The organism is Paenibacillus sp. PvP094 (assembly GCF_040546835.1).
Lineage (GTDB): Bacteria > Bacillota > Bacilli > Paenibacillales > Paenibacillaceae > Paenibacillus > Paenibacillus illinoisensis.
Genome location: NZ_JBEPOM010000001.1, coordinates 5473819 through 5500327, shown reverse-complemented (window position 1 = coordinate 5500327; position 26509 = coordinate 5473819). Strand labels below are relative to the sequence as shown.

Below are 26509 nucleotides of genomic sequence, written 5' to 3'. Positions count from 1 at the left end.
ATGAGTACATTTCAACCTGTCCAGAGTCCATTACTGACCGAAAAAGCTTCGTATGAGCAAGTCATCGCTGCGGGTGATGGCTGGATACATGATTTGCTCCCAGGCCAGGTTCTTCGCATTGTTGATATGGAAGGCAATCAAGCTGTTGATACGCTGTTTTATTCCACGGAGGATCCGTCAGATCATTATAGTGCAGTGAGAACGATTACCCGCCAGGGCAATCTGTATTTGACAACAGGTTCAACGCTGCTCGCTGAATCAGGCCGAGAGTTGTTGCGGATAACAGCCGATACCTGCGGAAGGCATGACACAATCGGTGGCGCTTGCTCAGCTCAGAGCAATACCGTCCGCTATGCTCATGATAAATTGCCCATGCACAACTGTCGTGACACCTTTATGTTAATGCTCTCTCAGCGAGATGAATATACCAAGCGGGATCTCGCCCCAAACGTCAACTTTTTCATGAACGTGCCAGTGACACCGGAAGGAGAGTTAACCTTCGCCGATGGTCTATCTGCACCGGGTCGCTATGTTGAACTCCTTGCTTTGGCACCGGTAACCGTGCTGATCAGTAACTGCCCGCAGTTAAACAATCCATGTAATGCCTACAACCCAACACCAGCCAAAGTCCTTATATGGGATGCAGAAGGAGTGAGCGCCAATGTTTAAAAAGGTACTGATTGCGAATCGGGGTGCCATTGCGGTACGCATTATTCGGACTTTGCGTTTGATGGGTATCTCCAGTGTAGCCATCTACACTACAGCAGACCGAGACAGCCTACATGTTGAGCTTGCCGACGAAGCAGTACTGATCGGAGAAGGGACCGCCAGAGAGAGTTACGTCAACGCCGAATTGGTACTCCAGACAGCAGCAGAGACAGGGGCAGATGCGATTCATCCCGGGTACGGATTTCTGAGTGAGAACGCGGCTTTTGCCAGAACGTGTGCTGAGCGAGGTATTACGTTTATCGGTCCCTCTCCTGAACATATTGAGCTCTTCGGCTTGAAGCATACGGCACGAGCAATGGCTGCAGAAGCTGGAGTACCCTTACTGCCAGGCACAAGCCTGATACAGTCTCTGGATGATGCGGTTAAACAAGCTGAAATCATCGGTTATCCCGTCATGTTGAAATCCACTGCCGGTGGTGGTGGAATCGGCATGCGGGTCTGTGAACACGAGGATGTGCTTAGGGAGGCATCTGAATCCGTAACACGTTTGGCATCCGCCAATTTTAATGACGGGGGCGTGTTCATTGAAAAGTATATTGCACGTGCACGTCATGTCGAGGTTCAGATTTTTGGCACAGGTAACGGTGAAGCAGTCGCTTTGGGAGAGCGTGATTGTTCGGTGCAACGGCGTAATCAGAAAATCATTGAAGAGACCCCTGCGCCATGCCTGCCGGATGTAATCCGGCAAGAGATGCATGAGTGTGCCCGCAGACTGGCGATTTCGGCAGGTTACCGTAACGCGGGAACGGTTGAGTTTCTGTACGACCCTGATGAGCAGCGGTTTTATTTTCTCGAGGTGAACACCAGACTTCAAGTGGAGCATGGGGTGACAGAAGAGGTACTTGGCATTGATTTGGTGGAATGGATGGTCAAGGAGGCAGCTCACGAGAGCGATTCATTGAACGTTACGGTTCCCGAACCAACAGGACACAGTCTCCAGGTACGTCTGTATGCTGAGGATTGCATGAATGATTTTCGGCCGAGCGATGGACGCATTGATGCCATTCACTGGCCTGATGACGTGCGTGTTGAAAGCTGGATTCAGCCTGGATTAAACGTAACTACCTTGTATGATCCGATGCTGGCAAAATTAATTGTGCACGCGAGCACGCGCATGGAAGCTATAAACAAAATGAAGAGTGCTCTTCGTGAACTCCGGGTATACGGTGTCACCACCAATCAGGCTTATATCGAAGCATTTCTGGATAACGATGCTTTCGCTAATGGAGAAGTATATACCCGAATGCTTTCGGGCTTTAAACCAATGGAGCATGCGATTGAAGTTCTGGACGGAGGTGTTCAAACGACTGTACAGGATAGTCCCGGCAGGATCGGCTACTGGGATATCGGCGTACCGCCGTCCGGCCCGATGGATCAGCTTGCCTTCCGCATTGGCAACAGACTGCTCGGCAATGACGTACAAGCGGCCGGACTGGAAATGACGCTGCGTGGGGGAACTTATCGCTTCCGGGATGAAATGACCTTCTGCCTGACAGGAGCAGATATGAAAGCCGAACTGGATGGCGTTCACGTGGAACCCTACACACCGACAAATGCATCTCCTGGTGCAGTGCTGACTCTGGGTGAAGCCAAACAGGGAATGCGAACGTACCTGCTCGTATCCGGGGGGCTCGATATGCCGATCACACTTGGCAGCTCAGCAACCTTCACATTGGGGGGATTCGGTGGGCACCGTGGGAGTGCGCTGCGAACGGGTGCAGTTCTCCGCGTGCATGAAAAAGGAGGAAATGCTCCGGCTCTGCTTGCTCCTCTCAGTACAGAACGCAGACCACAATACAACAATGAATGGACGATTGGTGTGATACCGGGACCTCATTGTACGGACGAATATGTTCTTCCGGCTTATCTGAATCAGCTGACGGAGACGACATGGGAAGTGCATTTCAACAGTTCCCGAACAGGTGTCCGATTGATCGGTCCGGCTCCGCTGTGGGCAAGAACCGACGGTGGAGATGCAGGACTTCACCCTTCCAACATTCATGACAACGCCTATGCCGTCGGTGCACTGGATCTGACAGGCGATATGCCGATCCTGCTCGGTCCGGATGGTCCCAGTCTTGGTGGTTTTGTCTGTCCGGTGACAACGGCCACCGCTGAATTATGGAAGCTGGGTCAACTCAGCCCTGGTGATAAAGTCCGTTTCAGACTCATTACCGTTGAGGAAGCCGAGCAGTTAAGAGCAGAACAAGAGTTGTACTTGCGGGAACTGGACGTTCCGCATGAGTTACCGGTTTTAGTCGAAACATCAACTGGTGAGTATATGCCGATTCTGGCCCAAGCGGTGGAAGGCAGACGTTTCTCCATTACTGTACGCTGCTCTGGTGATGAAAATATTCTGGTCGAATACGGAGAACGCGAATTGAACTTGTTATACCGATTCCAGGCATACGTACTTATGGAAGCAATCAAGGAGAATGGAAGCATTCCTTATATCGAATTGACACCAGGCATTCGCTCTCTGCAGATCCACCTGGATGCTACCCGCATGACGGTAAAAGAAGCGGCAGCACGAATCATGGAGCTGGACCTGCAGCTTCCTGAGCTGGAAACGATTGAGGTACCCTCGCGAATTGTCAAATTACCATTGTCGTGGGATGACCCAGCGACGCAGCTCGCCATTGAGCGATATCAGCAAAACGTTAGACCTGATGCACCTTGGTGTCCCAGCAACCTGGAATTTATCCGGCGTATGAATGGACTCGGTTCGCTGGAGGAGGTAGCGGAAATTGTATTCAACGCCTCGTATCTCGTCATGGGACTTGGTGACGTGTACCTGGGAGCACCAGTTGCCGTACCACTGGATCCGCGCCACCGGCTCGTAACCACCAAATATAATCCTGCACGGACATGGACTCCGGAAAATGCCGTAGGCATAGGCGGCGCGTACCTCTGCGTGTATGGCATGGAAGGCCCGGGTGGGTATCAATTTGTTGGTCGTACAGTGCAAATGTGGAACTCGTTCAGGGAAACAAGCAATTTCGAGGCAGGAAAACCTTGGCTGCTGCAGTTCTTTGATCAGCTTCAATTTTATCCTGTTTCGGAAGCTGAACTGCTGAACATGCGTGAAGAATTCCCGCGAGGAGGATTTGAACTTCAAGTAGAGGAAACCACATTCCATCTGGGGTCCTATCTGAACTGGTTGAAAACGATTGAGAACGAGTCCGGAACTTTTCGTCAGCAGCAGCAGAGTGCATTCCAGGCTGAACGAAATTACTGGAAGGAACTCGGTATTGCGGAGTATGTATCCGAACCTGAAGCCGCGGCAGCGCTGGAAGAGGTGGAGATGCCGGAAGGGAGTCAGGCCATGAGCAGTTCTATGTCGGGCAGTGTATGGAAGGTACTGGTTGAGCCCGGCCAGGAAGTGCGAAAGGGAGACACTATTATAATAGAAGAAAGTATGAAAATGGAGTTTCCGCAGCTCGCTCCAACGGATGGAATAATTGCTTCCATTTACGTCTCGCCGGGTGATCAGATCAAGTCGGGAGACTGGATTGCTGCCATTATTCCAACAATTAAGGAGGAGGTTGCACAATGACGGTAAATGCCATCCCGGAATTGATGTCGATCAGTGCTCTGCGTACAGGATATCTACGAGGAAGCTTCACACCTGCGGAAGTGGTGGAGAGCATCATCGAGCGGGCAAAGGATACGGAGGATTACCATGTCTGGATCACGCCGCCGTCTAGGGAACGAATTACGCCGTACCTGGAGAAACTTCAGCACTTGTCCATTACCGAATATCCGCTGTGGGGCATTCCTTTTGCCATCAAAGACAACATCGAGGTTCAAGGGTGGCCGGTAACGGCTGGTTGTCCTGAGTTCTCATCGGTTTCGGAAAAACATGCTATTGTTGTGGAGCGACTTATAGCTGCAGGTGCCATACCTGTCGGTAAAACCAATCTGGACCAATTCGCCACAGGATTGGTCGGTACGAGAAGTCCTTATGGGGAGACACGGAACGCATTGCGGCCCGAACTGATCAGCGGAGGATCCAGTTCAGGCTCGGCCGTAGCGGTGGCACTTGGGCAAGCAGCGTTCTCACTTGGGACAGATACCGCCGGGTCGGGCCGAATTCCGGCTGCACTGCATGGTCTGGTTGGTTACAAACCTGCAGTAGGCGCATGGCCTTCCGCTGGTTTGGTGCCTGCATGCCGCAGCATTGATTGCATTACCGTGTTTACCCATGAGCTCGAAGATGCTGTTTCCGTTGACCGGATCGTACGAGGCCCACATGACGAAGATGCTTTCTCCAAAACCCGTCCTTTGGGACCAACCAGTGCACCTGCCAAATGGTTGTTACCTAAGGGAGAGTTAACTTTCTTTGGTCCCTTTACAGAAGCATACGAGACGGCTTGGCAAGCCGCCAAACAAACCTTGCTGCAGTCAGGAGTACATGTCGAAGAGGTCGATATATCCATGCTGCAAGAGGCCGCAGCACTTCTGTATGAAGGACCGCTTGTTGCAGAACGATGGGCGGATCTGGAGATGTTCGCCCTGCAGCATCCAGGAGCGTTGTTTCCTGTAACGGAGAAAGTGCTCCGAACAGGCAGCAAGGAAACATTTACGGCTGCTGCACTATTCCGGGCACAGCACCGACTAGCCGAAATTCGGCGAAGCACGGCAGAATGGCTGCATAACGCCGTTCTTGTATTGCCAACCTGCGGAGGAACATGGACAAGAGAACAAGTGCAGCAGGATCCGATTCAAACCAACAGCCACATGGGAATGTACACGAATCATTGCAATTTGCTTGATTTGAGTGCCATTGCTGTTCCGGCAGGCAAGGCTGCAGAGGATATGCCTTTTGGAATAACCCTGTTCACATTGCCTGAGCAGGAAGCTTCCATGGTTGAAGCAGCAAGAATACTTGAGCCGCATCACAAACGTCTTTTGGTTGCTGTCTGCGGACTGCATATGAGAGGCATGTCACTGGAACCCCAGATGACCGGGTTAGGAGCCTTTTTTGTGGAGGAAACCCGAACCGCTCCAGAATATCGTCTGTACAAACTGAACACAAATCCTGCAAAACCGGGGTTAGTGCACTCTCTTGAAGAGGGGACATCCATTGATCTGGAATTGTGGAGCATGCCGCTATCCTCCTTTGGTTCATTCACTGCAACCATACCTGCTCCATTAGGTATAGGGAAGATTAAGCTGCAGGACGGCAGGGTGGTATCCGGATTCATATGCGAAGCTTCGGCTGCTCAGAATGCGGTGGATATGTCTCATCTCGGAGGGTGGAGAAACATCGTTGCTGGTGATGCAGTAGGCACGAAATAGTTGTTTTTCTTTACGGAGGATAAGTAAGGCTAAAATGTTGATTAATCATTCATGGGTCACATCTCACATTAGAGTCGCTATTTTTAGCGGCTTTTTTTGTATAGCTTTCTTTTTTTGTTTGAACATTATAGGGATATTAGTATAGACAAGAGAGAGTGACTTTATTTAGAAAACACATCTTCAAATCAAGGAGTATTCATAGTATTTATTATGTAAACCTTTATTATTTATATTTATATTTATATTGATAACTGATTCTATAAATTCTACAGCTGGTAGATCCCCATCAATGGATTTGATAAATACACTGGGGGATATATTCATCTCTGTACATTTTGAACGATTAACATGTCTGCGCCTTATTGAATTGTTGAATAATCAAATTCAAATAGTTTAAGACCCTTGAGATGGTATCTAAATCAAGTGACCTAGCAGCCTCATTTTCCAAAAAATTTATACGATCATTCACAAAATGAATAGAAGTATACACATTAAACATAAGGACAGCGGTCTCTTCTGTAATAGAGATAACAACACTTTTCCATCTGCGTAAGAGGAATAGGCAAACATATGAGACAAATGAGATAACTGATATTATTTCATTTGTTGCATAATAGGATTAGGCGTTTCGTGGATTATCTATAGCTTGAATAGGAGGAATGAAGAATGGAATATTTAACATTAAATAATGGGGTACAGATGCCGATTCTCGGATATGGAGTTTATCAAATTCCAGATCAGGACGAATGTGAAAAATGTGTGCTAGATGCGATAAGTGTTGGATACCGTTCCATTGATACTGCACAGGCGTATCGTAATGAAGAAGCTGTAGGACGTGCCATCAAGAAAAGTGGAGTGCCGAGAGAGGAGTTCTTCATCACGACAAAAGTCTGGATATCCAATGCAGGTTATGAAAAAGCGAAAGCTTCAATTGAGGAATCACTGAGAAAACTCCAGCTTGATTATTTGGATTTGCTCCTGATCCATCAGCCATTCAATGATTACTATGGGACATACCGGGCAATGGAAGAATACTATAAGGCCGGTAAGATTAGAGCCATCGGGGTCAGCAATTTCTATCCGGACAGATATATCGACCTGGTACAGTTCAGTGAAATAGTACCTGCAGTCAATCAGGTCGAGACGCATGTTTTTAACCAGCAAGCTAAAGCACATGAGATTATGAAGAAATACAATACGCAGATGGAATCGTGGGGTCCTTTTGCAGAAGGAAGAAATGACCTGTTCACGAACGCTACTTTGCAAGAGATTGGAAATCAATACAATAAGTCGACTGCACAAGTCGCTCTGCGTTTCCTCATTCAACGCGGTGTGGTCGTAATTCCGAAGACGGTCAATAAAGATCGGATGGAACAGAACTTAAACGTTTTTGATTTTCAATTAACTGCTCAGGATATGGAAAAAATAACTGCTCTTGATACAGAGCAAAGTGCATTTTTCTCCCACTATGATCCGCAAACCGTTGAATTCCTGACAGACTACGGCAAAAAAGGGTTGGAATGAACCTCAAAAACGAATAGTGACAACAAAAAAGACCGTCCAACAGGACGGTCTTTTTTGTTGTCACTATGATTGCACCAGTAAAGCTACCAGCACGAAGTTTAGAACGTTTTGTTTTAATATTTGAATTAGTACCAATACTACATATCCAAGGGGGATTGTGGAAATGAAGTTACAACCTGAATTTTCTAAACAAATTCGCGAGAATATCGATCTCATTTGTGACTTCATGGGAAACAGTTCTGATTTTGTTGTTCGTGAGATCACAATTGGGAGGAATCAAGCGGCTCTGTTTTATTTGGATGGAATGGTTGACTTGCAAAAGGTTCAGGACAGCGTGATTCGTCCATTGCATGAATTCACCTTTTCCGATTCCAATGAGTTGTCTTTGCCATTTTTGAAAAATAGCATACTAGATGTCGGAGAAGCAAGTTTGGTTCAAAACTATGAAGATGCGTTGGATCAGATTCTATCAGGCGGACTGCTCCTGCTAATCGACGGGATGGGGGAAGGGTTAGTCGTTTCCATACCTGGTTGGGAAGAACGCAGTATAACGGAATCGAAGACGCAGCCTGTGATCCGAGGTCCTCAAGAATCGTTTACGGAGAATCTTCGTACCAATACAACGATGGTCCGTCGCAGAGTGAAGGACACAAGAGTTCGCCTAACAAACGTCAAGGTTGGCGAAAAAACAAAGACAGACATATCGGTTATGTATATGCATGGAGTTGCTGATGATGAATTGGTACGAAACGTGATATCTAGACTGAAAAATATGAAAGTAGATCGCGTGCTTGAAGGGGAGTACCTCGAAGAATGTTTAGTGGAGAACAAGCAATTGACCATTTTCCCTATATTTTATAATTCGGATCGCCCAGACTCTATTGCAGCAGGTGTGATGGAAGGAAAAATCGCGATATTTATCGACGGAACTCCCTTTGTCATACTTGCGCCAGCAGTATTTGTTGATTTCATTCAATCCGCGGAGGATTATTATCAATCTTTTATTTACAGCAGCATCATTCGAGTCTTAAGGTACATCTCCCTGGCAATATGTTTGCTGGCTCCAGCTATATATGTGGCACTAACTACATTTCATCAGAACATGATCCCAACGGTTCTATTACTGAGTTTATCTGCGCAACGTGAGGGTGTGCCCTTTCCTGCATTTGTTGAGGCAATGATTATGGAGATCATATTCGAGATCCTGAGAGAAGCTGGTCTACGAATGCCGCGAACGGTCGGTCAGGCCGTTTCGATTGTTGGATCCATTGTCATCGGCCAGGCCGCTGTAGAAGCTAACATCGTTTCGCCAGTTATGGTCATAGTTGTTGCGATTACAGCGATTTCAAGCTTTGTCATCCCGTCCTACACCATGGCTATTCCCATCAGGATATTACGGTTTGCTTTTATTGGAATGGCCGCCATGTTTGGCGTATACGGATTGACGGTAGGCATACTCATACTCCTTGTGCATTTGAATAGTCTTCATTCATTCGGTGTGCCATATATGAGTCCAGTAGCCAATTTTCAATCGTCGAAACAAAGCGATGCCTTACTGCGGTTTCCTTTTAAGAACAAAGCAAATCATCACAACAAACCAAGGGAGTAAGCCGATGAACTCGTACCGATCCATCATGTCTACATTGATAGTGTACATTTTGCTTATGGTCATTGTAACGGGTTGTTGGAGTAGTAAGGAGTTAAACGAAATATCCGTCGTGATGGCTATGGGCATTGATACCGTAGATGACCAGTATGAGATTAGTCTGCAAGTGGTTGACCCGTCTCAGATGTCTCGTAATCGAGCGATGGAACGGTCACCTACAATCGTTTTTTCCAGCAGAGCAAACACGCTGTTTGAAGCTCTTCGAAAACTCACCACGGAATCATCAAGGAAGATGTATCTGTCTCACCTAAAGTTTGTCATCTTTGACGAAGAAACAGCAAAAAAAGGAATCAAGAAGCCGCTGGATTTCTTGTTTCGTGATCATGAAGTTCGTCCTGATTTTCATTTGGCTGTTGTCAGAGGCAGTTCAGCAAAGGATGCTGTTACGTTTGTGGCACCAACCGAGGTTTTGCCTGCAATGGATATGTATAAAGCACTGAATGTGTCTGAAAAGACATGGGCGCCCACTTCCGCGGTCAATGTCAAAGACCTTCTGCAGCGTTTAAAGAAGGATGGCATTGAGCCGGTCTTGACTGGCATTCGGCTGAACAATCTAGACAAAGGATTAAAGGTGGATAATGTGACTAAATCGCCACAACACGCGAACTATTTATTTACCGGCATTGGTGTCTTTCAGGGAGATCGTCTGATCGGCTGGATAGAAGAATCCAAAAGCAAGGCGTTTACCTATATATCAAACCGTGTTTCCAGTTCTGTAGCTTCCGTCACGTGTCCGAATTCAGAAGGGGAATTTGCTTTTGAAGTCATACGTAACAACGTCAAAATGAAACCAGGCATAAAAAACAATGAACCGATTGTCTCTCTTGTCGTGGAAACTGAAGCCAACATCGGCGAGGTTGGATGTGATGCTGACCTGAAGGATGACAAGACATTTAATGAGTTTCAGGCAGCAGCCAGAGAAGAACAAGACCAGATCCTGAAGGAGGGTATTGAAAAGGCGCAGCAGATCGGTTCCGACATATTCGGATTCGGAGAAGCCTTTCATCAAAGGTTCCCTCGACAATGGCACCAATGGAGAGGGGATTGGAAGCAAAAATTTCAAAAGCTTGAGGTAAAGCTGGATATCCGTTTCCATTTAAACCGGGTTGGGAAAATTACCAATCCTATCGACTCTGAACCGCAACATTAGGAGTGAATGTATATGCTGTATGCGGTACTAATCATCTCGATTCTGACCATGTTCTATGAGTTTCGTCAATTGAAGGAGAAGCATCGTGTGCGTGAAATGGTGGTTAGTTTAACATTGTTCACCGTAGGGACGACGTTGATCATTCTGGAGCTAGTACACGTTGAACTTCCGAGTCCATTAACAGGTATTCGGTGGGTTTTCCAACCGGTAAGCCAGTACATTGCACGTATTTTATCTTAAAGGGGGGACGGAAGTGGGGAGCAAATTAACTGTTCGACAAGCCATCACTTGGTTTGTATTGTATCAGATTGGAAGTGCGTATTTGGTGCTTCCAGCTGCCATAAGTTCTGTTGCTAAACAGGATGCCTGGCTTTCCATTCCCATTTCCCTGGCTTTTCATTTGCTTTTGATACCGTTATATACTTCTATCGTCAGGCAAATGAAAGGCAGATCCTTTGTTGCGTATCTCCGAAGCGTGTTTGGTCCCTTGGGCGGGACGATTAGCATCCTCTTTATACTTGCCTTTCCCTTTCTGGAGTGCATCATGACACTTCGAAATCTGGGAGACTTTGTGACGACCTCAATTATGCCCGAAACTCCCTATGATGCAGTATATTTTATTATGCTCCTGGCCGTTTATTTTGCTGTTCGCTCGGGTCCGGTTGTAATCGGGCGTTGTGCGGAGATTCTTATCTTTTTTCTTCTGGCCCTATACTTCTTAGTCAGGATTACTCTTTTTTCAGAGGCAGATATCAAAAACCTGCTGCCGATGTTGGAGAACGGATTGAAGCCTGTTATTCTCGCATCCATCAATCTCTTTGCATTTCCATATCTGGAGGCAGTTTTGTTTCTTTTCTTTGCACATCACTTCCCGGATCCGAAAAAGTGGAGAAAATCGGTGATTACAAGTGCTCTGATTAGCGGAGCCATGTACTTTTTCATGGTTATGCAGATCATCACTGTAATCAGCGCTGGTGTCGTAGCGGACTTGACGTTTCCTACTTTTTTTATTGATCGGACCATCAGTATTGGGGAGTTTCTTCAGCGGTTTGAAATCATCCTTGCCATTGTCTGGTTCGTCACGATTTTTTTTCGTCTTGCATTGCTTCTATATGTTTCAGCACAAGGTCTTGCAGAATCTTTTCGTCTTCGAAGCATAAATTCACTATTCGTTCCTTTGATACTGATTATGTTGGCCATGGCCAATTTTATCTGGCCCAACGTTTCATATATCATTGAAATAAATCAGGTTTGGCCTTACTACGCCATGATCTTTGGCATTGGGTTTCCGATCGTGCTCTGGTCGATGAGTAAATTGAAGGGTTCAATGGATTCCAATCACAAGTAGAAAACTTCTGGCTTCAAGAACATGTAATGAGAAGGATTGTTTTTATTGAAGAGTCACTTGCAATCTCAATGGTCTGGATTCAATGTAAAACACCCCGATTGTGCAAATAACCACAATCAGGGTGTTTAAGTATTAGAAACAGCTGAATGAGCTAATCCGCTGCAGGTCAATGCCGCTGTACACCCAGAAGAATCCAGTCCAGCGGAAGCCAGCTACCGAATTTCTGCCGACAAATACGGGGTACATCCAGAAGCCAGGACCTTGATTCGGCCAAATATACGTGTACCGGAACAGACAACCGGATATTGCTCTTGGATCTACAGCATACAATGAAGGCGACTGCTGTGGAACAAAAGAAGGCGGCGGTCCGGGAGGAGGTTGCACGCCTTGCGGTCCACCGCCCCCACCTCCGGGGAACGAAGGTGGACCTGATTGTCCTCCAGGACCTCCTGGACCACCCGGCCCGAAAATTCCACCAGGACCGCCTGGTCCGCCTGGACCACCAAACCCGCCACCAGGTCCAAAGGGAGGTAAAAATGTCATACATCATCACTCCTGTTCATTAGTCTAGGGTATTGTATGTAGGCACTTAAACAGGGGGAATGGGTTGAAGCCCATAGATGCGGAAATTTTGTAGGCTGTTCGTTCTATGGATACAAAAGAATGTAAGAGTATAATACATGATTGGGTTTGGAAAATGCTTTTCAAGCCTATGAGACAGAGGCATTACGCATGCCCGCTGAATAAGACAATTTTAGGAGCTGTTCAAATCAGGTTGGGATCTTCCGGTTCATAAAAAAACTACTGGCTAACTGAGAACACGTAAAAACACCTCGTACGAGGTGTTTTTTATTTAAGATTTGGTGTTGGCAGAGAAGGAAGTCTCTTCATAGACTAATTTTCAAATGTGTTGACACGACACCATTTGGTGTCATATAATCAATTCGACACCAAATGGTGTCTTAATAAAATAATCAAAAAATATAAAGTGACATTAAAAACAAATCCTCCGTATCATCCATGTTCCGATACAGCAGATTGGAGGGAAGTGGTGTGAGTGAGAACCAAAGATCACGTGATGTATTTGATGCCATTGCAGATCCAACCAGACGTCGACTCATGCAGATGTTAACCGAAGCAGAGGAGGTACCGCTTCATGAATTAACCTCACAATTTGAAATGGGGCGTACAGCGGTATCCAAGCATCTTACCATTCTTAAAGAGGCGAATCTGGTCGTTGACCGAAAAGTCGGCAGGGAAACGAGGTATAGGCTCAATGCTTCACCATTACAAGAAGTTCAAGATTGGGTGGCTTTCTACAGCAAGTTCTGGAGTATAAATCTGATGCGCCTGGACCAACTATTAAAGGAGGAAGAAGAATGAGTTTAACATTGGAATTGGACTATCAGTATACGACGTCGGTCGAGAAGCTCTGGTCAGCCTTAACGGATTCAAGCAAGCTTGCCAAGTGGGTAGCCAATATTCATACCGGTCAAGGGATGGAGAATGATTTCAAACCAGTCGTTGGTCACCGTTTTCAATTTCGAACGCAGGCAACGGAGTACTGGGACGGAATTATTAAAGGAGAAGTCCTGATCGTAGAAGAACCACATCGCCTGTCCTATACCTGGGAAAGCGGAGAGAAACATACGGTTACATGGACATTACAAGATTTAGGAAACGGTAAAGTAAACCTTCACCTTGAACAAACCGGAATTTCCAATCCTCAAGCACTGGCTGGTGCCAAGTATGGCTGGAGTAAATGGTGCGATGAGCTTGAGAAGCTTTTGGCATAATCTAAGGAGGGACATCGATGCTAAAAGGTGAAAGAAATACAAAAATTGATCCCTATTTCAACAAGCTGAAGAATTGGAAAGAAGAATTCGAGCTGCTGCGGGAGATCGTTCTGGATTGCGGGCTGACAGAAGATTTTAAGTGGATGCATCCCTGTTATACTTTGGACGGTAAAAATATCGTTCTGATCCATGGTTTTAAGGAGTATTGTGCCCTGTTGTTTCACAAAGGGGCGCTGCTAAAAGACCCTCATGGAATCCTGATTCAGCAAACGGAGAATGTACAGGCAGCACGTCAGCTTCGGTTCACCAATGCTCAGACGATTCAAGAAATGCAGCTGATCATCCAGGATTATATCGAGGAAGCCGTTCAGATTGAGAAAGCGGGTCTGCAAGTTGAACTTAAAAAGCATGACGAGTATACCCTGCCTGAGGAATTAGCCAACAAATTTGTTGAAATACCCGATCTGAAAACAGCTTTCGAAGGACTGACACCAGGACGCCAGAGAGCATATATTATGCATTTTTCTTCACCCAAACAATCCAAGACCCGAGAGTCGAGAGTTGAAAAGTACATCCCGCATATTCTTGATGGGAAGGGGCTTAATGACAAGTAATTGCGTGTTTGTGGGTATAAAATGCGTCACACCTTAAGTCGCTGATATAGCGGCTTGTTTGTGTTTTTTTAGAAAATTTCATGACCGTACTTTTAAGGTTTGTCAGGGGATACAACGGGTAACAAGAACGAAAAAAAGCAATACTAACAGTCATAACTAATGCGAAAAATTTGTCAAGATGGTGATTATTAATATAAACTATATTTTATGAGTTCTTATCCAAGGAGGAAATTGAATGCATCAAAGAAAGAAACCAAAATCGAATAAGGCAAGAATTTTTTCAAAAGTTATATTGATCATCATCGGGGCTTTTATTACGGCATATGGTCTTGAAGCCATTTTGATTCCCAACAATGTCTCGGACGGTGGTGTGACAGGACTGAGTATCGTTGGTTCACAATTGTTTGGATTGCCACTGGGGATGCTGATCGGTATAATCAACATTCCTTTTGTGTGGCTGGGATATAAGCAAATAGGTAAAAGCTTCGCTCTCTATTCCATTATCGGTATTGCTTCACTCGCAGTAAGTACCAGTCTGATGCACCATGTACCTACAATTATTGAAGGGGACACCTTGCTGGTTACCGTTGTCGGCGGGATTATCATCGGTTTCGGTATGGGTCTGGCACTTCGTAATGGCGGGGCGTTGGACGGAATAGATATGCTCGCAGTACTGCTTTCACGAAAGGTTCCTTTTGGTACCAGTGATCTAATCTTGTTCCTAAACATGTTTGTATTTATCGTCGTTTCATCTGTGTTTGGTCTGCAAGGCGCCATCTTGTCGGGGCTAGCTTATTTCATTGCTTCCAAAGTTATTCATATCGTTGAAGAAGGCTTGAGCGGTTCCAAAACGTTTAAAATCATCACCAATCAACCCGAAATCATGGTCGAAACCATTCGTGACCGATTAGGTCGTGGAGCAACCTATACGGATGCATATGGCGGATACTCCAATGAACAGTTCAAAGAAATCACTTGTGTAATCAACCGTATGGAAGAGAGCAAAATTAAAGAGATCATTCATGAAATTGACCCGAATGCTTTTGTAGTTGTGTATGATGTAGCAGAAGTGAAGGGCGGCAGCTTCAAAAAGAAAGATATTCACTAATACTTAAGCATGATGGAAAGACATAAACATAGGTACAACAAAAGGTCGCTAAATATAGCGGCCTTTTTTAATGCTCTTTATATTTTGTATTTTCAAACGTCAATCAAAGGCTTCCGATTCGCTTCAAATGGAAATAAGGCTTGTGCAGCCTCAATAAAGGCATTTACTGCAAGGGTACGTTCATTCTCAGGACTCGTGGCAACATGAATATCCCGATAGGCTTCAGGTGACAGGCGTTTCAGACAAATGCCCGGCGGCAAATCCAGAAGGGACAACTCGGACATGACAGCCAATCCTTCACCGGCAAGAATCATCTGAAGTGACGTTCTGTAGTTGTATAGAATGTATTCGACTTGTGGCGTGACTCCGGCACTTTCAAACCACTTCAGGACAGGCGGCTCGTATCCGGCTTTCCAGAGAAGCATGGGCTCCTCCCGCAAATCTTCAGGGTGAATGATGTCTTTAGATGTTAAAGGATGATCCTCTCTCATGACAGCATATATGCCTTCACGATACAGGGGGAACGAATCTGTCGTCTCTTCGGAAGGAATGAGCAGGCCAACATCAATCTGTCGATTATCCAACCAATCCTGCACCTCCGCAATCGTGCCTTCCACGATACTGAACTCCAGGTTAGGGTATTGCTGCTTCATGTAACGGATCAGTTTTGGGACAAAGTAGGACGAAGCTACCGGGAAGGCACCAATCCGGACAGAGCCAATCTCCAATCCTTTTTCACTCGAGATTTCTTGATCAATCTTCTCATAACCTTGCAGAATTTCCCGGAAGATCCGGACGATACGTTCACCGATCGGCGTGAGTGCAACACCGCGACGACGGTCACGGATAAGTAGTGTAACTCCGAGATCACGCTCCAGAGTTGTGACTGCACGGCTGACTGCGGGCTGTGTCATGTTCATTTTTTCACTGGCGAGTGTAAAACTGCGGGTCTCCGATATCGTGACGATTAACTGCAGAAGAGATTTGTTCATATCAAATTTGGTAACTCCCTCATAAGTTATATTCATTTTATTTATATTCGAGTGTATTGTATCATGTTTATAGCAAAGCAGAAAAGAGAGGCAGTAACTAAACGTATCGGATTCCACTGACACATCACACTAAAGATCCGGAATCTGGAATACAAGCGGATAGGAGGAAGATGATATGAAAGTAAGAGCCTGGTTGTTTTTGATCTTGGCTAATTTATTTTGGGCGGGAAACCTGATGTTTGGAAAGGCCGTTACGTCCGACTTTCCACCGATCTGGGCGTCTTTTCTAAGATGGGTGATTGCGGCAATTGTATTGATTCCGCTCGCGCAGCTGGTGGAGAAACCAAACTGGCTGAAAGTATGGAAGAATAACTGGGGCATTCTGCTATTCTTATCCCTGGTAGGCGTTGTGTCCTATACACTTCTCACATACACGGCATTGCAGCACACATCATCTACAAACGGGAGCTTGATTAACAGTCTAACTCCAGCCGTGATGATCGTGTTGTCCCTGGTTTTCCTGAAAGAAAAAATAACAGGATGGCAGGGCGCAGGGTTGGTATTATCGTTCCTCGGTGTCCTGACTGTGCTAACGAAAGGCCATTTACTCGGGTTATTCAATACGCATTATAACCAAGGAGACGGTATTATGCTGGTGGCCGTATTTTTATGGGCGATCTATTCGATAGTGGGCAAAAGAGGACAGCATCTCCCGCCAATTACGTTCGTTGCCTTTACAGCTTTTATCGGTGTTATATGTATGATTCCGTTGTTATTTTTCCAGCCGCTGCGTATGGATAACATCACGACCTTTGGCATGACCGGTATTATATATCTGGGCTTATTCCCTTCCATCGGCTCATTTCTGTTCTGGAACCAGGGCGTCAAGGAGCTAGGGCCGGGGAAAGCCAGTATAACAATGAATTTGATGCCCATCTTCACTGCCATTCTATCCGTTATGGTTGGTCAGGAGCTGCTGATTTCCCAAATGGTTGGTGGTATTATCGTCATTGCGGGAATGTTGTTATCAGCAAACTTGATGCGCCGGAAAGCAACGTCCAGAGCATTTTGGAAACGCACAGGAAGGACCGCTTAATATAGTCATGGTTTACCTTCTTCAGACACAAAAGAAAATAAAGAAGACAGAGACTGTTGTCCCTGTCTTCTTTGCGTTTTAGCCTATTTTGCTGCCAAATTCATCTCGACGCACATGAGTATGAAGGCACCTGCCCCGTGTAGATCGTTTTCACTGGTTGGCCGAGCAATATAGTGATCATAGTCGCCAATTCCTGTGCCAATACAGATATTACCGATGATAACCTTCCCGTTCTCGTCAAAGTGTAATGTATCAATAACGCCTTGGTAACCTTTCCATGCATACTGCAAATATTTTGGGTCCAGATAGCCGAATCGAACGGCTTTGGCAATGGCATGTGCAAAGAGTGCCGTACAGGAATTCTCATGCCAGTTATCCGGATGATCACCTTTGTCGATGACTTGATACCATAATCCGGTGGCAGGATCCTGGTAATTTGTCAGAGCGATCAGCAGATCCTGTACGATCGTTACGAGTTTATCTTTGTCCGGATGATCCTCAGGCATGTATTCGAACATTTCAAGTAGTGCTACCGGATACCAGCCAATGGCCCGGCCCCAGAATTCCGGAGCAAGACCCGTAACAGGGTCAGCCCATTTGGCTTCTTTTGTCTCATCCCATCCGTGGTAGAGCAGGCCAGTGACAGGGTCTTTTGTATGCTTTTCCATAAGCAGCGCCTGATAGGTCATCATATCGATGTAATCTCTCTCACCAAATGTTTTGGCGAATTGCACCGCGATAGGTCCAGCCATATATAAGCCGTCCAACCACATTTGGTTCGGATAATGTCCCTTATGCCAGAATCCGCCTGATGCATTTGTGGGCCAGGATTTTAGCAGAGGAACTAAGGTGTGAAGCGCCTTTTTGTACCGTTCATCTCCCGTCTGCTCGTAGAGAGTGAAGAGAAGAACACCGGGCTGGATGTCGTCGAGTTCGTCAGACTTATACTTTTTGATGCTGCCATCCTCCAGAATCTGACTATCGACCCAGCCTTTCATGTAATCATAGAGCTTTTGTTCTCCGGTTTGTCGCCAACATTTCTCCATCCCGGATAAAAAGACACCCTGATGATAATGGAATCGGTCTGGCGGGAGATGCTCCGGCTCGAATGTATCCATAATTGCCTCACAAGCTTTTAACGCCCATTGAATTGGCGTCATGGTAGATGAAGTGGTTTGCATGGTTCCTTCCTCCTTGGTTGGTTGTACTCCCATTTTACCAACAGATTATGTACATGATTTGCGGAAATTGCCTATTTCTTCTTATTTCTTGCGATATAATATAAACATCAAGGACGGAACGGAAGGGAGCATGACTTTATGGGGAATCTTTACTTTGAAAATTCAGAGAGTACATTTCTGGTATCCCACCGAAAAGCATTAAGCCATCATATGCCGGTAAGCCATTTTCACAGCACGTATGAAATCTATGTGTTGATGTCTGGGCAGCGGGAATTTTTCATCCAGGACCGGACCATTACCATCGCGGAAGGCGACGTGGTTATTATTGCTCCCAACGTTCTGCATCGCACGACCAATGCGGAACGGCCAAAGCATGAGCGGCTTATTATTAATATGCATGCACAGTATTTTTCGGTGGACGGTTCCCATGAAGAAGTGCTTCAACCTCTACTTCAGCGGGATTATTTGATTTTGAAAGGTTCCCTGCGCAGTAGAGAGCTGATTGAAATGCACACAAGAGCCATTATGCAGGAGATGAAGGAGCGCGGAAGCGGCTTCGAATTGTATGTCCAGACACTTGCCGTGCAGCTGCTTATCATGTGCTGTAGACAATTCAGGCAGCATGATGCGGAACAGCTGGTATCTCCAAGTCCCATGCATGAACGTATTTCAGAGATTGTCCGTTATATTAACGACCATTACATGGAGGAACTGTCGCTTCATTTGCTGGCAGATCAGTTCTATATCAGTCCTTTTTATTTAAGTCGATCGTTCAAAGAAGCGACAGGATTCGCTTTTGTAGAATACGTCAATAGTGTGCGAATCAAGGAGGCAAAAAAGCAGCTTGAGAGCTCAAATCTCAAGGTCAATTTGATTGCGAGGAAGGTAGGATTCGGGAGTGTAACCCATTTCGGTCGGGTATTCAAAGCAGTCACTGGTCATTCGCCATTGCATTATCGAAGGATAGGAGACTGAATTTCATGCATAAGCTTCGCTCTCTTATGGAACACTTCTGTAGTGCGACTAAACAGCACGGATTCCATTTTTGGGGAGGTGAGATGTATGAGCAAACCGGATAACCGTGAAGACAACGTGCAGCATTTGCAAAATGCGGTTCAAAACACAATCGAAAATTACCGGGAAGCAGAGGATTATCTCGAAGAATTCGGAGATGAAATTCCAGCTCGGGAAAAAGGTCAGATTGAGGAAAAGAATGAGCGCCGTAAACATAGCATTTCCGGATTCCGTGAAGAAATTCAAGATGAATCCAAGCATCAGCAAAACTCATAATGTGGAGATCATTTTGATTTTGTAGGAGGGTTAGCAGATGACGAATCAGGATCCACAAGAACTTCTTAAACAAAAACACGAGCTGGATGAGCATAAAAGGCAGTTCACCAATTTTGCCCGAAGCGTTTCAGGTCAAGGCGAAGTAGAAGCCGGGCAAGAATTCAGTCATGACCGGCAGGATGACGATCAAAACCGCATGAAATCTGTTGAGAACAAGCGTGCTTAACGGATGAAACCCGCAAATAAGCCGATCCATTATTGGATCGGCTTATTTGTCTCTTCACCTTAATTTTATCCGGTTGTGACTCTCACCTGGATTTCCGTCAAGAATTGATCGGAAACGATGGTATCCCGATTATCAATTTCATAAATTTCAAAAGGATCTCCGGATATGTTCAGCCCTTGTTCGCTTGCATACGTAATCAAGTCCAGCATTTTCTCGTGACTTTGACGATAATGACCCCGATAGTAGAGTGATAAATAATCACCAGCAGGCAGCGTATAATCAGAATCAATCCGTTCTGCTTCATCTGAATTGAATATGAAGAAGACTGAATTAAATACATCTTTTATACCATGCTTCAAGTCCTCAAGAGAAACTGATGCCCCGTACAACTGATTACCAAAATTCAAGACATGAATTTTATGCTTCTGGTGCAGCTTCTTAACCGCATAATCCATCTCCTCATCTCTGGTGATCCGTGTATTCAATTGCAAGCATGGTCTATCGGAGTAGGTTTTGATGGTAAAAACGCCCGTCTTGATCTGCATCGCTTCGGTCAGTACCTTGATTCGGCTCTGGATGATCTGCTGCGTCGTTTCAAGCTTAGCAATCTGCGCCAGGATCAACTCTTGTTCCTTGAACAACAATTCAAGCGTATTTTCAACACTTTGATCATCCAGATACGCTTTGATCTGCTGCATGGTGAAGTCCAGCTGACGCAGGTCACGGATGATGTTCAGTTTATACATATCCTGAAGACGATACAGGCGATATCCGTTGCTATCTCGCGCAGGAGACAGTAACCCCAATTTCTCATAATAACGAAGCGCATCAACACCTATGCCGTAGAGCTTTGCAATTTCATTAATTTTATAATCGGTTTTCATGGTTTTCCCTTCTATCTGCACTTATCTATTCAATACGTACGTGTAAGAATCATAGACGCCGTACACTTCCTTATACAATATGTCTCGAACCGTTTCAAACTCACTTGAAGTCAAAGGGTCCGGATAACTCATGATCTGAAGAGGAAAGGACCGCTGCCCTTCACGGAGTGCCGGCTGAACATATGCATAGTCTTCCAAGTGGAATCCCAGTCGTGTATAAAAACCGATTCTTCTGCGTTTCAGTTCATCCTCTGGCAACTCAACTTCCAATATAACGAGTTTGTCGGACTGCTTGATGAATCGTTCCATCATCCGTCTGCCGATGCCACCACCGCGAATAGCTGGGGAGACAGCTACATTCTCAATATACCTGAATTTTTCGAACTCCCATCCTGCGAGGAAGCCAATCACTTCATTCTGCTCGTTCTTCTCAATAAGTAGTTGATAACGCGAATTAGCCAGCAATCTCTTCTGCTGCGCGTATTCCCGGTATTCTGATTCAGGAAATGACTGCTTCATCATTTCAAATATTTGATCAAATGGATCGATAAACATTATTATTCCTCCTGATTCGTAAAAAAACATATCTGCTATGGATTACGATAAACCCTGGTACAATACCAGAGTCAAGCCGGCTGGAATAGCTGTTCTAAACCGGACCATTCAAATCTATACATGAAATCGGCATCTGCATCCACAAAATGAAACGACACTTTTTTCCGAGCGTATCAGTTGTTGGAAGGCCTAAGATATCTCTATTGAATGGAGAATGCCCATGAGTGGAATGAGGTTAACTGACACCGGAATATCCGAAAAGTTAAACGCGACAGTAATGAATGCGGTGGTCTATGATACCTACGGAACGCCAGAGGTCCTGCGAGTAGAAAAGGTAGACATTCCGGCGCCGATGGACAACGAAGTATTAATTGAAGTCCATGCGACTTCGGTTAATTCCTGGGATTGGGATCTCCTTCGCGGGAAACCGTTTGTTAACCGGATAGGTGCCTTTCGTCACCCGCGTTACCGGATTCTCGGTGCAGACATCGCAGGGAAAGTGATCTCGGTGGGATCGGGTGTCAAACGATTCAAACCGGGTGACGAAGTGTTCGGAGATCTGTCCGGCTGCGGCTGGGGCGGATTCGCAGAGTATGTGTGCGCGAGCGAAGATGCGCTGACTCCCAAGCCAGCGGGGATCACATATGTGCAAGCTGCATCCATTCCACAGGCAGCCGTTTTGGCTCTGCAAGGACTGAGAAATCAGGGGAATCTGCAAAAGGGAGAACATGTTCTGATTAATGGTGCAGGGGGCGGAGTTGGGACGTTTGCCATTCAATATGCTAAATTGCTGGGAGCAGAAGTGACCGCGGTTGATCGTGGTGAGAAACTGGATATGCTGCTTGAAATAGGTGCCGATCATGTGCTGGATTATACCAAAGAAGACTTCGCGGCAAGCGGACCAAGCTATAATCTGATTCTTGATGTCGTCGGCAACCGTTCTGCGTTCGCACTAAAGCGGGCGTTAGTGAAGGGAGGCACCTATGTCATGATCGGGGGACTGATGCCGCACATTTTGCTGAACTTAGTAGGGAGTCCATTCGTTTCTTGGCTGGAAAAGAAGAAATTAAGCCTTCTAATCCATAAACCGAACCATAGAGACCAGATGATCTGGAAGGAGCTTGTTGAATCAGGCCAGGTTACTCCACGTATTGGTCGGGAATATACTTTAAGTGAAACATCTCAGGCCCTTCGTGACCTGGGAGAAGGTCGGGTAAACGGAAAAGCCGTTGTCTGCTTGAAGAAAGCTAAAAGTGATGATTGATGATGGCAATATGCTGTCACAACGTTTTTTCAAAAGACAGGAAACACGCATTTTATGTTATTAGAGATTTTTTCGTCATAGTTAAGCAGAGTAGGATGACCAAGTCGCGATTTCTGCGACTTTTTTTAATTTTGAGGTACTGGTTCGAATGAATGACCATGTACAAACAAAAAAAATCCTATGTTGGGAGGATTTTAGCTGTATGGGAGGTTCATGGGGCCAAGTTGCTCTGGAGGAAACTTACCTGTTGCTAAAATGGCATTCTATTGTACAATATTTTCGCAACGATTAGTTTAAGGTGAAAGGTAAGTCTTGTAGATCAGGAGAGGTTGATGAAGTTTGATTAAACGAATTCAATTCGAACCCGGAACGTTCAGCCGGTGGCTTCACGGCATCTCATTTAAACAAAGAGTTCGATTCGCCTTCATAATTATGATAACGCTTGCAATAGGTTCGGTTGGCATGACGACGTATTGGATTGCTTCCAAAGAAATTCAAAAGAACGCGTTTGAATCCAGCCAAGAGACGGTAAACAAAACGAACCAAATCTTAGACGATAAGCTGTCGGGAATCTCCGATTCGGTTCGTTCTCTTATGTTCAGTTACGCTTTTAAGGACATGATGCTGGATGTTCAGAGCAAAGATATATCGAACTATTATGTGCACTTGTCCGAACTTCAGTATGTATTCTCCCAAGTTTCCTTTAATGAACCACTAATCGACAGCATCCTTATTGCTACACCCATCGGAGACTTTTATCCAATATCGCAGCGGCGTACGCCAAACCATTCCTTCTATGAGTCCAGCATGTATTACGATGTAAAGGAAAACTACGGGGGGATATGGATCAAGGGGCACATTGACAAGTTTTTTACTGGTAACAGTCGCGCACTATCCTTTGTGACGAAGGGAACACTAGATAACAATTCCAATACGAATGTGTTTATCGTCGTAAACGTGAACGAGAGCGGATTGATTGGTACGGTCAACAAACATTCCTTGAATGATGACAGTGACTATTTTGTCATTGATTCAAAAGGGGAGGAAGTAATTCGAACCGCTTGGTCCTCCAGCCATAATCTGATGAAGGACAGCATGCTTTTGATGAATTTATCCGAAGACACACAGGGCTCCTTTTTTCATTCATTCGACAATACCGATTATCTGGTGAACTATACCCGTTCTTCCGTTATGGATGACTGGAGTTTGTTCGGTATTCAGCAAAAGGATAAACTGCTTGAGCAAATGAATAATGTCAAACGAACCACCTTTTTCATTATGATTTTCTTTTTACTCCTGACTTGGTTTCTTTCCACGAAATTAACAGCACTCCTATTAAATCCGCTGTATAAACTGCAGCAGCTTATGAAGGAGGTGGAGCAGAACCGTTTGAATGTCCGCTTCATAAGTCGTTCTACCGATGAAGTAGCCCAGGTGGGCTATCAATTTAACCGAATGCTGGATGAGATCAATCGTCTCATCGATGATGTGAAACTCAGCGAATCCGGGAAAAGGAAGGCTGAGATGCGAGCGTTAACCGCACAGATGGAACCTCACTTTTTATACAACACCCTTAACACAATATATTGCAAATCCATACTTGGTGAAAATGATGAGGTCAGCGAGATGATTATGTCCTTGTCCACCATGTTCCAGTTAGGTTTAAGCGGAGGGAAAGACTGGAACACACTGGACGAGGAGCTTCTTCATGTTAAGCAATATTGCCTCCTTCAGCAAAAATGTTACGAGGATTTGTTTGACTTTGATGTCACGGTGACAAACGATTCGTTGCTGGCATCACTACTGCCAAAAATTTTGCTTCAACCAATTGTGGAAAATAGCATTTTACATGGCTTCAAGGATATGGGCTCAGGTGGTCGAATTCAATTGCATGTCACCATCCGAGATCATCTCCTGCATTTGACCATTGAGGATAATGGGAAAGGCATGGACGTAGAACAAGTAACCAGAGGCATGCTGCAACCCCGTGTCTCCAACAAAGGTTTTGCGCTGCACAACATTGTGAACCGTCTTAACCTTTTTTATGGGGAAGACGCTGGAATTAAATTGAGCAGCCTGCCCGGGAAGGGATCAAAAACGGAAATATGGATGCCGATTGTTGAAGGAGAGGTGGAAGCATGACCGATAAAGGTCCTGTTATAAAGTTATGCATCATCGATGACATTCGAAGCGTGGTCGATATGATCGCACGAAAGCCCCCTTGGGAGGAGCATCACATTGAGGTGGTTGGTACAGCACTGGATGGTGAGGAAGGTATTCGCCTTGTGCAAGAAAAGAGGCCCGAAATTGTGCTAACCGATATCCGCATGCCCAAAAAGGATGGTCTCGCCATGACTCAAGAAATCCTCGAAAAATCTCCTTCCACCAAGATCATTATCCTAAGTGCATATACGGATTTTTCATTTACGAGACAGGCCATTCGTTTAGGTGCATTTGACTTCGTGAAGAAGCCGTTCTCGATCGACGAGATTGTGCAAGTCGTATTGAAGGCGAAGAAGGCTTATATAGAGGAACGGCAGGAACATAGCAAAGTGTTGGAACTGAAGCAAAATATGATGCAAAGCATGCCCGCTCTGCAACAAGAGCACCTGTCTCTCCTGATTCATCATCGAACTAATGCAACGACTGCCTATCTCCGATGGCAAACTCTCGGCATTCAGCTTGATTCTAGGGACTTCAATCTCTTTATCGTGGAATTGGATCGTTTCATGGACAAATATAAACAGCAGCCTGCGCGGGAAGTGGAGCTCATTCGCTTCAGTCTGCGAAATGTTCTGGAGGAAACGATTCGAGGTTTCACTCGTGGTGTCGTTTTTGGCGAGGCATTAAACCGTTTTGTATGTCTTATCAATTGCAGGGACATCGAGCTGGCTGAACGGATATCGGAAGCGTGCCGAACAAACATGTATCAATTCACGCATTCAACGATTTCCATTGGGGTTGGAACCTGTGTGGATACGATTGATGAACTGCCTGATTCGTACCAAAAGGCCTTAAATGCGCTGGAGTATCAATTCTATACCCATGGTATGAATAGTTATATAAGCACTTCGGAGGATGAGAAATCGCTCTTGAATTATACGGTTTCGACGGAACAGGAATTGCTATTCTCCTTGCGTTCGGGGCACCGCGAAAAGTGCCGGCTCATATTGGAGCAGATTTTTAATGATCTATTACAGCGGGATCCCCTCCTGAAACCGCAGCAAGTCGAAAACATATGCTATGAGCTGTCCTCCAAAATCTGTAGGGTGATGTCGGAGCACTATCCACCGGATCGGGTAAAAAAGCTTGAAGATCAATGGAATGCAGTAAGGCGTTCAGGTCATGTTTCATTTCAATTGATGAGGGAGACGGTAAAGGGAATATGCCTTGAAGCTTGTTCATGGATTGAACATGAACGATCCGACGAATCCACGAAACTGATCTATCAGGCAAAAGAATATATATGTGCAAATCTGCATACGAATCTATCCCTTGATATTTGTGCCAAGGAGTTTAATATCAGCCCCGGATATTTTTCAAATCTATTCAAAAAAGTACTGAATATATCCTTCCAACAATTCGTTGTTCACCAGCGGATGGAGAGGGCCAAAGAGATGCTGATCGACGATTATCAGGTTCAGGAGATCGCTCAAAGCCTTGGTTACGAGCATCGCCGCTATTTCAGTGAAATGTTTAAGAAGCATACTAATATGACTCCATCCGAGTTCAAGCTATATAGTACTGGGAAAATCAGTACGCCTGCCGATCTGGTCTAGAGTTGC

Annotated in this window: 24 protein-coding genes; 19 read left to right on the top strand and 5 right to left on the bottom strand. The window is 45.5% G+C overall.

Going from position 1 to position 26509, the window contains the following annotated elements; genetic code table 11:
- From ABIC22_RS24950 to ABIC22_RS24915, 8 genes are all read left to right on the top strand, one after another.
- Complete coding sequence (locus tag ABIC22_RS24950) at positions 1-669, top strand: urea amidolyase associated protein UAAP2 (protein ID WP_354484593.1); 669 nt, start codon at positions 1-3, stop codon at positions 667-669.
- Positions 662-4285, top strand: a complete 3624-nt coding sequence (uca, locus tag ABIC22_RS24945; RefSeq protein WP_354484591.1) for an urea carboxylase — start codon at positions 662-664, stop codon at positions 4283-4285. Before ABIC22_RS24950 ends, uca begins: the two co-directional genes overlap by 8 nt.
- Positions 4282-6030 carry an allophanate hydrolase gene (locus tag ABIC22_RS24940; protein ID WP_354484589.1) on the top strand — a complete coding sequence of 583 codons (1749 nt, stop codon included), beginning with the start codon at positions 4282-4284 and terminating at the stop codon, positions 6028-6030. Before uca ends, ABIC22_RS24940 begins: the two co-directional genes overlap by 4 nt.
- 666 nt (positions 6031-6696) lie before the next feature.
- Positions 6697-7554 (top strand): aldo/keto reductase, encoded by an 858-nt coding sequence (locus tag ABIC22_RS24935; RefSeq protein ID WP_354484587.1) that lies wholly within the window; start codon positions 6697-6699, stop codon positions 7552-7554.
- Between the two features lie 163 nt (positions 7555-7717).
- Positions 7718-9163, top strand: coding sequence for a spore germination protein (locus ABIC22_RS24930; RefSeq protein WP_354484585.1), 1446 nt, complete (start codon positions 7718-7720; stop codon positions 9161-9163).
- Positions 9164-9167: 4 nt separating this feature from the next.
- Entirely contained in the window at positions 9168-10370 is a 1203-nt protein-coding gene (locus ABIC22_RS24925; RefSeq protein WP_354484583.1) for a Ger(x)C family spore germination protein, read from the top strand.
- A 12-nt stretch (positions 10371-10382) separates the two neighbouring features.
- Entirely contained in the window at positions 10383-10610 is a 228-nt protein-coding gene (locus tag ABIC22_RS24920; RefSeq protein WP_127535732.1) for a hypothetical protein, read from the top strand.
- A gap of 13 nt (positions 10611-10623) precedes the next feature.
- The gene (locus ABIC22_RS24915) at positions 10624-11718 is read left to right on the top strand and encodes a GerAB/ArcD/ProY family transporter (RefSeq protein ID WP_354484582.1); all 1095 of its coding nucleotides are present in this window, start codon (positions 10624-10626) and stop codon (positions 11716-11718) included.
- 132 nt (positions 11719-11850) lie between these two features.
- Here the strand turns inward: ABIC22_RS24915 and ABIC22_RS24910 are convergent, their stop codons facing one another.
- Positions 11851-12261, bottom strand: coding sequence for a collagen-like protein (locus ABIC22_RS24910; RefSeq protein WP_354484580.1), 411 nt, complete (start codon positions 12259-12261; stop codon positions 11851-11853).
- Positions 12262-12771: 510 nt separating this feature from the next.
- Between ABIC22_RS24910 and ABIC22_RS24905 the strand changes: the two genes are divergently transcribed.
- The 4 genes from ABIC22_RS24905 to ABIC22_RS24890 all read left to right on the top strand — a co-directional run bounded on the left by ABIC22_RS24905 (position 12772) and on the right by ABIC22_RS24890 (position 15236).
- On the top strand, positions 12772-13101 hold the full coding sequence (locus ABIC22_RS24905; protein ID WP_127535729.1) for an ArsR/SmtB family transcription factor: 330 nt from the start codon (positions 12772-12774) through the stop codon (positions 13099-13101).
- On the top strand, positions 13098-13514 hold the full coding sequence (locus ABIC22_RS24900) for an SRPBCC family protein (protein ID WP_154893130.1): 417 nt from the start codon (positions 13098-13100) through the stop codon (positions 13512-13514). The genes ABIC22_RS24905 and ABIC22_RS24900 overlap by 4 nt, the downstream gene beginning before the upstream one ends.
- 17 nt (positions 13515-13531) lie before the next feature.
- A complete protein-coding gene (locus ABIC22_RS24895; RefSeq protein WP_127535727.1) occupies positions 13532-14128 on the top strand; it encodes a YdeI/OmpD-associated family protein in 597 nt (198 codons plus the stop codon).
- 235 nt (positions 14129-14363) lie between these two features.
- Positions 14364-15236, top strand: coding sequence for a YitT family protein (locus ABIC22_RS24890; RefSeq protein WP_127535726.1), 873 nt, complete (start codon positions 14364-14366; stop codon positions 15234-15236).
- 92 nt (positions 15237-15328) lie between these two features.
- Here the strand turns inward: ABIC22_RS24890 and ABIC22_RS24885 are convergent, their stop codons facing one another.
- Positions 15329-16228 (bottom strand): LysR family transcriptional regulator, encoded by a 900-nt coding sequence (locus tag ABIC22_RS24885; RefSeq protein ID WP_354484577.1) that lies wholly within the window; start codon positions 16226-16228, stop codon positions 15329-15331.
- Positions 16229-16403: 175 nt separating this feature from the next.
- Between ABIC22_RS24885 and ABIC22_RS24880 the strand changes: the two genes are divergently transcribed.
- A complete protein-coding gene (locus ABIC22_RS24880) occupies positions 16404-17324 on the top strand; it encodes a DMT family transporter (RefSeq protein WP_354484575.1) in 921 nt (306 codons plus the stop codon).
- A gap of 83 nt (positions 17325-17407) precedes the next feature.
- On the opposite strand, the gene ABIC22_RS24875 is transcribed toward ABIC22_RS24880, so the two are convergent.
- Positions 17408-18505 (bottom strand): glycoside hydrolase family 88/105 protein, encoded by a 1098-nt coding sequence (locus tag ABIC22_RS24875; protein ID WP_354484573.1) that lies wholly within the window; start codon positions 18503-18505, stop codon positions 17408-17410.
- Between the two features lie 138 nt (positions 18506-18643).
- Between ABIC22_RS24875 and ABIC22_RS24870 the strand changes: the two genes are divergently transcribed.
- The 3 genes from ABIC22_RS24870 to ABIC22_RS24860 all read left to right on the top strand — a co-directional run bounded on the left by ABIC22_RS24870 (position 18644) and on the right by ABIC22_RS24860 (position 20021).
- A complete protein-coding gene (locus tag ABIC22_RS24870) occupies positions 18644-19480 on the top strand; it encodes an AraC family transcriptional regulator (protein ID WP_354484571.1) in 837 nt (278 codons plus the stop codon).
- An 87-nt stretch (positions 19481-19567) separates the two neighbouring features.
- Positions 19568-19795, top strand: a complete 228-nt coding sequence (gene tlp / locus ABIC22_RS24865) for a small acid-soluble spore protein Tlp (RefSeq protein WP_095358074.1) — start codon at positions 19568-19570, stop codon at positions 19793-19795.
- Between the two features lie 37 nt (positions 19796-19832).
- On the top strand, positions 19833-20021 hold the full coding sequence (locus ABIC22_RS24860; RefSeq protein ID WP_110822176.1) for a hypothetical protein: 189 nt from the start codon (positions 19833-19835) through the stop codon (positions 20019-20021).
- Positions 20022-20086: 65 nt separating this feature from the next.
- Here the strand turns inward: ABIC22_RS24860 and ABIC22_RS24855 are convergent, their stop codons facing one another.
- Together ABIC22_RS24855 and ABIC22_RS24850 are read right to left on the bottom strand one after the other, a co-directional pair.
- Entirely contained in the window at positions 20087-20905 is an 819-nt protein-coding gene (locus tag ABIC22_RS24855; RefSeq protein WP_354484568.1) for a MerR family transcriptional regulator, read from the bottom strand.
- A gap of 21 nt (positions 20906-20926) precedes the next feature.
- Positions 20927-21460: a GNAT family N-acetyltransferase gene (locus ABIC22_RS24850; RefSeq protein WP_354484566.1), complete on the bottom strand. Its 534-nt coding sequence runs from the start codon at positions 21458-21460 to the stop codon at positions 20927-20929.
- 220 nt (positions 21461-21680) lie between these two features.
- Between ABIC22_RS24850 and ABIC22_RS24845 the strand changes: the two genes are divergently transcribed.
- The 3 genes from ABIC22_RS24845 (at position 21681) to ABIC22_RS24835 (ending at position 26503) form a co-directional block, all read left to right on the top strand.
- Positions 21681-22724 carry an NAD(P)-dependent alcohol dehydrogenase gene (locus tag ABIC22_RS24845; RefSeq protein WP_354484564.1) on the top strand — a complete coding sequence of 348 codons (1044 nt, stop codon included), beginning with the start codon at positions 21681-21683 and terminating at the stop codon, positions 22722-22724.
- A gap of 339 nt (positions 22725-23063) precedes the next feature.
- Positions 23064-24866, top strand: coding sequence for a sensor histidine kinase (locus tag ABIC22_RS24840; protein WP_354484562.1), 1803 nt, complete (start codon positions 23064-23066; stop codon positions 24864-24866).
- Positions 24863-26503: a response regulator transcription factor gene (locus tag ABIC22_RS24835; protein ID WP_354484560.1), complete on the top strand. Its 1641-nt coding sequence runs from the start codon at positions 24863-24865 to the stop codon at positions 26501-26503. The genes ABIC22_RS24840 and ABIC22_RS24835 overlap by 4 nt, the downstream gene beginning before the upstream one ends.
- The last annotated feature ends 6 nt before the right edge of the window (positions 26504-26509 follow it).

Bases quoted from the DNA above. Each gene is read 5' to 3' on its own strand.
- ABIC22_RS24885 (WP_354484577.1), bottom strand. From the start codon at position 16,228: ATGAACAAATCTCTTCTGCAGTTAATCGTCACGATATCGGAGACCCGC.
- ABIC22_RS24845 (WP_354484564.1), top strand. From the start codon at position 21,681: ATGAGTGGAATGAGGTTAACTGACACCGGAATATCCGAAAAGTTAAAC.
- ABIC22_RS24860 (WP_110822176.1), top strand. From the start codon at position 19,833: ATGACGAATCAGGATCCACAAGAACTTCTTAAACAAAAACACGAGCTG.
- ABIC22_RS24895 (WP_127535727.1), top strand. From the start codon at position 13,532: ATGCTAAAAGGTGAAAGAAATACAAAAATTGATCCCTATTTCAACAAG.
- ABIC22_RS24870 (WP_354484571.1), top strand. From the start codon at position 18,644: ATGGGGAATCTTTACTTTGAAAATTCAGAGAGTACATTTCTGGTATCC.
- ABIC22_RS24890 (WP_127535726.1), top strand. From the start codon at position 14,364: ATGCATCAAAGAAAGAAACCAAAATCGAATAAGGCAAGAATTTTTTCA.
- uca (WP_354484591.1), top strand. From the start codon at position 662: ATGTTTAAAAAGGTACTGATTGCGAATCGGGGTGCCATTGCGGTACGC.
- ABIC22_RS24855 (WP_354484568.1), bottom strand. From the start codon at position 20,905: ATGAAAACCGATTATAAAATTAATGAAATTGCAAAGCTCTACGGCATA.
- ABIC22_RS24920 (WP_127535732.1), top strand. From the start codon at position 10,383: ATGCTGTATGCGGTACTAATCATCTCGATTCTGACCATGTTCTATGAG.
- ABIC22_RS24875 (WP_354484573.1), bottom strand. From the start codon at position 18,505: ATGCAAACCACTTCATCTACCATGACGCCAATTCAATGGGCGTTAAAA.
- ABIC22_RS24900 (WP_154893130.1), top strand. From the start codon at position 13,098: ATGAGTTTAACATTGGAATTGGACTATCAGTATACGACGTCGGTCGAG.
- ABIC22_RS24835 (WP_354484560.1), top strand. From the start codon at position 24,863: ATGACCGATAAAGGTCCTGTTATAAAGTTATGCATCATCGATGACATT.
- ABIC22_RS24910 (WP_354484580.1), bottom strand. From the start codon at position 12,261: ATGACATTTTTACCTCCCTTTGGACCTGGTGGCGGGTTTGGTGGTCCA.
- ABIC22_RS24930 (WP_354484585.1), top strand. From the start codon at position 7,718: ATGAAGTTACAACCTGAATTTTCTAAACAAATTCGCGAGAATATCGAT.
- ABIC22_RS24940 (WP_354484589.1), top strand. From the start codon at position 4,282: ATGACGGTAAATGCCATCCCGGAATTGATGTCGATCAGTGCTCTGCGT.
- ABIC22_RS24880 (WP_354484575.1), top strand. From the start codon at position 16,404: ATGAAAGTAAGAGCCTGGTTGTTTTTGATCTTGGCTAATTTATTTTGG.
- ABIC22_RS24925 (WP_354484583.1), top strand. From the start codon at position 9,168: ATGAACTCGTACCGATCCATCATGTCTACATTGATAGTGTACATTTTG.
- ABIC22_RS24850 (WP_354484566.1), bottom strand. From the start codon at position 21,460: ATGTTTATCGATCCATTTGATCAAATATTTGAAATGATGAAGCAGTCA.
- ABIC22_RS24950 (WP_354484593.1), top strand. From the start codon at position 1: ATGAGTACATTTCAACCTGTCCAGAGTCCATTACTGACCGAAAAAGCT.
- ABIC22_RS24935 (WP_354484587.1), top strand. From the start codon at position 6,697: ATGGAATATTTAACATTAAATAATGGGGTACAGATGCCGATTCTCGGA.
- tlp (WP_095358074.1), top strand. From the start codon at position 19,568: ATGAGCAAACCGGATAACCGTGAAGACAACGTGCAGCATTTGCAAAAT.